Origin of the sequence: Streptococcus sanguinis, assembly GCF_020729765.1 — a bacterium.
Taxonomy (GTDB): domain Bacteria; phylum Bacillota; class Bacilli; order Lactobacillales; family Streptococcaceae; genus Streptococcus; species Streptococcus sanguinis_Q.
Genome location: NZ_JAJEPD010000077.1, coordinates 1 through 3,351, shown reverse-complemented (window position 1 = coordinate 3,351; position 3,351 = coordinate 1). Strand labels below are relative to the sequence as shown.

Here is a 3,351-nt window from a genome sequence, read left to right as displayed (position 1 = left end):
CTTTTGCAAATGCAACTAAACCATTTTTCCAAGGTCTTCTATCCCCACCAAGGACTAGTAGGACTAAATCTCCAATTTTAATTTCATTTTTATACCAATTTAATTTCGTTATATGAACATTTTTAATTAAATCTCCATTTTGAAAAGATAAAATTTCTTCAGCAGTCTCTATTTGACTTGTCTTAATACTATATACAGAGATACTCTCCCCATTAATCATCAATTTATTCTTAATATCAGGCATATGTATCCTCACTTTCACTACCTAAAACTGATATGTTATCAATAACATGAATTAACATTCATCTTATTAAATGATAATATACCTATTTCACAAGTTTCCTCATCTCATCAATCCGCGCCACTGTCGCATCGTATTTAGCTTGGTAGTCGGCTTGTTTGTCGCGTTCTTTTTGGACGACTTCTGGTTTGGCGTTGGCTACGAAGCGTTCGTTTGAGAGCTTCTTGCCGACCATATCCAGTTCTTTCTGCCACTTGGCTAGTTCTTTTTCGAGACGAGCCAGCTCTTCCTCGATATTGAGGAGGTCTGCCAGAGGCAGGTAGATTTCTGCTCCTGTGATGATGCTAGACATGACCAGCTCTGGCACGGCAAGGTCTGCTGCGATTTCCAAATGCTCAGGATTGGTAAAGCGCTTGATGTAGTTGACATTATCCTTGAAGAAGGTTTCCAGCGCACTATCAGTCGTCTTAATTAAGATGGTGATCGGCTTGCTTGGCGCCACATTGACCTCAGCTCTGCTATTGCGCACCGAACGGATCAGGTCCTTGAGGGCTTCCACGCCAGCTGCTGCCTCGGCATTTTCAAACTCTGGACGAACCACTGGATAAGCCGCTGTCACAATGGTGCCTTCTGAGATTTGACCAAAGATTTCCTCGGTCACGAAAGGCATGATTGGGTGAAGCAGGCGCAGGATTTGGTCCAGAGTGTAAAGGAGGACAGAGCGAGTGATGACTTTCTCGTCTTCATTATCGCTGTAAAGCACTTCCTTCGTCAGCTCCACATACCAGTCGGCAAATTCATCCCAAATAAAGTTGTAGAGGATGTGGCCAGCCACACCAAACTCAAACCTGTCGAAGTTCTCAGTCACCTTGCCAATAGTTTCGTTGAGGTTGTGGAGAATCCAGCGGTCGGTGACATTACCTGCCTGACCAGCCGCCACCTGAGCGACATTCTCACGCGCCACATCCAGCGTCAAGCCTTCATTGTTCATGAGGATATAGCGGGAAATGTTCCAAATTTTGTTGATGAAGTTCCAAGAAGCATCCATCTTTTCATAGCTGAAGCGGACATCTTGGCCAGGGGCAGAGCCGTTTGATAGGAACCAACGCAAGCTATCTGTTCCGTACTTATCAATAACATCCATTGGATCAATCCCATTTCCCAGTGACTTGGACATCTTACGTCCTTCCTCATCCCGAATGAGGCCATGAATCAAGGCATTTTTGAATGGCGACTTGCCAGTAAATTCCAAACCTTGGAAAATCATTCGAGACACCCAGAACGGGATAATATCATAACCAGTCACCAAGGTCGATGTTGGATAATAACGCTTGAAGTCTGCAGAGTCGACATCAGGCCAGCCCATGGTTGAGAAGGGCCAAAGGGCAGAACTGAACCAAGTATCAAGTACATCTTCGTCCTGAGTCCAACCATCGCCTTCCGGCGCTTCTTCGCCCACATAGATTTCGCCGTCTGCATTATACCAGGCTGGGATTTGGTGACCCCACCAGAGCTGACGAGAGATTACCCAGTCGTGGACATTTTCCATCCATTGGAGGAAGGTATCATTGAAGCGTGGCGGGTAGAACTCAACCTTGTCTTCTGTGTCTTGGTTGGCAATGGCATTCTTAGCCAATTGATCCATCTTGACGAACCACTGGGTAGACAGACGCGGCTCAACCATAACGCCAGTCCGCTCTGAGTGACCAACACTGTGGACACGTTTTTCGATTTTAACCAGAGCACCGATTTCTTCCAGTTTCTTGACAACAGCCTTACGAGCTTCAAAACGGTCCATACCTGCAAATTCGAAGGCCAAGTCATTCATGGTTCCGTCGTCGTTCATAACGTTAACTTGTGGCAAGTTATGACGTTGACCAACCAAGAAGTCGTTTGGATCGTGGGCAGGCGTGATTTTCACGACACCAGTCCCAAACTCAGGATCTGCGTGTTCGTCGGCAACGATTGGGATTAGTTTATTAGCGATTGGAAGGATGACATTTTTGCCAATCAAGTCCTTGTAGCGTGGGTCTTCTGGATTGACCGCAACCGCAACATCCCCAAACATCGTCTCAGGACGAGTGGTCGCAACTTCAAGGGCGCGGGAGCCATCTTCCAGCATATAGTTCATGTGGTAGAAAGCACCTTCGACATCCTTATGGATAACCTCGATATCAGAAAGGGCTGTGCGAGCTGCTGGATCCCAGTTGATGATAAACTCACCACGGTAGATCCAGCCTTTCTTGTAAAGTTCGACAAAGACCTTGCGAACAGCTTTTGACAGTCCCTCATCCAGCGTGAAGCGCTCACGAGAATAGTCTACAGAGAGCCCCATCTTGCCCCATTGTTCCTTGATGGTCGTAGCGTATTCGTCTTTCCATTCCCAGACTTTATCGAGGAATTTTTCACGACCTAGATCATAGCGAGAAATGCCTTCACCACGCAAGCGCTCTTCAACCTTAGCCTGAGTCGCAATCCCCGCATGGTCCATCCCTGGAAGCCAGAGCGTGTCAAAACCTTGCATGCGTTTCTGACGGATGATGATATCTTGTAAAGTCGTATCCCAAGCGTGACCAAGGTGGAGCTTACCAGTTACGTTTGGTGGTGGAATAACGATTGAGTAAGGCTTAGCCTTTTGATCGCCTGAAGGCTTGAAAACATCAGCATCAAGCCATTTTTGATAACGACCAGCCTCAACCTCGGCTGGATTGTATTTAGGTGAAAGTTCTTTAGACATGAGTGTTCTCCTTAATTTCTTTTTTTAAATTTCTTATATACTAATCTTCTTAGTTTCCTTTTTTTGATGTTTAGTTAAAGTCTCATTATATAAATCAACAAAATTGTCAAGTTTATATAGAAAGAGGAAATCTCCAATTTTGATAAATAACTTTCCTATCAAATTGTGACTTAAAGAATTATTTCTTGAAAAGTAAAATCTAGAAAAGGCATATATTAAAATAATTACAACAGTTGTACCGAAAAATGTATAAAACCTCATCGTTCCTCTTTCAAAAAAAGTTGAGTTAGATTTTTCAATTAAAACACTAGAAAAAAGAAGTGATAAATATAAGAAATTTAAAAAAAGAAATTAAGGAGAACACTCATGTCTA

Annotated in this window: 2 protein-coding genes; both read right to left on the bottom strand. The window is 43.9% G+C overall.

From position 1 onward, the window contains the following. Positions 1 to 244, bottom strand: a 244-nt coding sequence (locus K4H96_RS10495; RefSeq protein ID WP_227956508.1) for an SH3 domain-containing protein, incomplete at its 3' end; no start/stop codon positions are given. Positions 245 to 326: 82 nt separating this feature from the next. Next, positions 327 to 2,978 (bottom strand): valine--tRNA ligase, encoded by a 2,652-nt coding sequence (locus K4H96_RS10490; RefSeq protein WP_223337316.1) that lies wholly within the window; start codon positions 2,976 to 2,978, stop codon positions 327 to 329. Positions 2,979 to 3,351 lie beyond the last annotated feature (373 nt).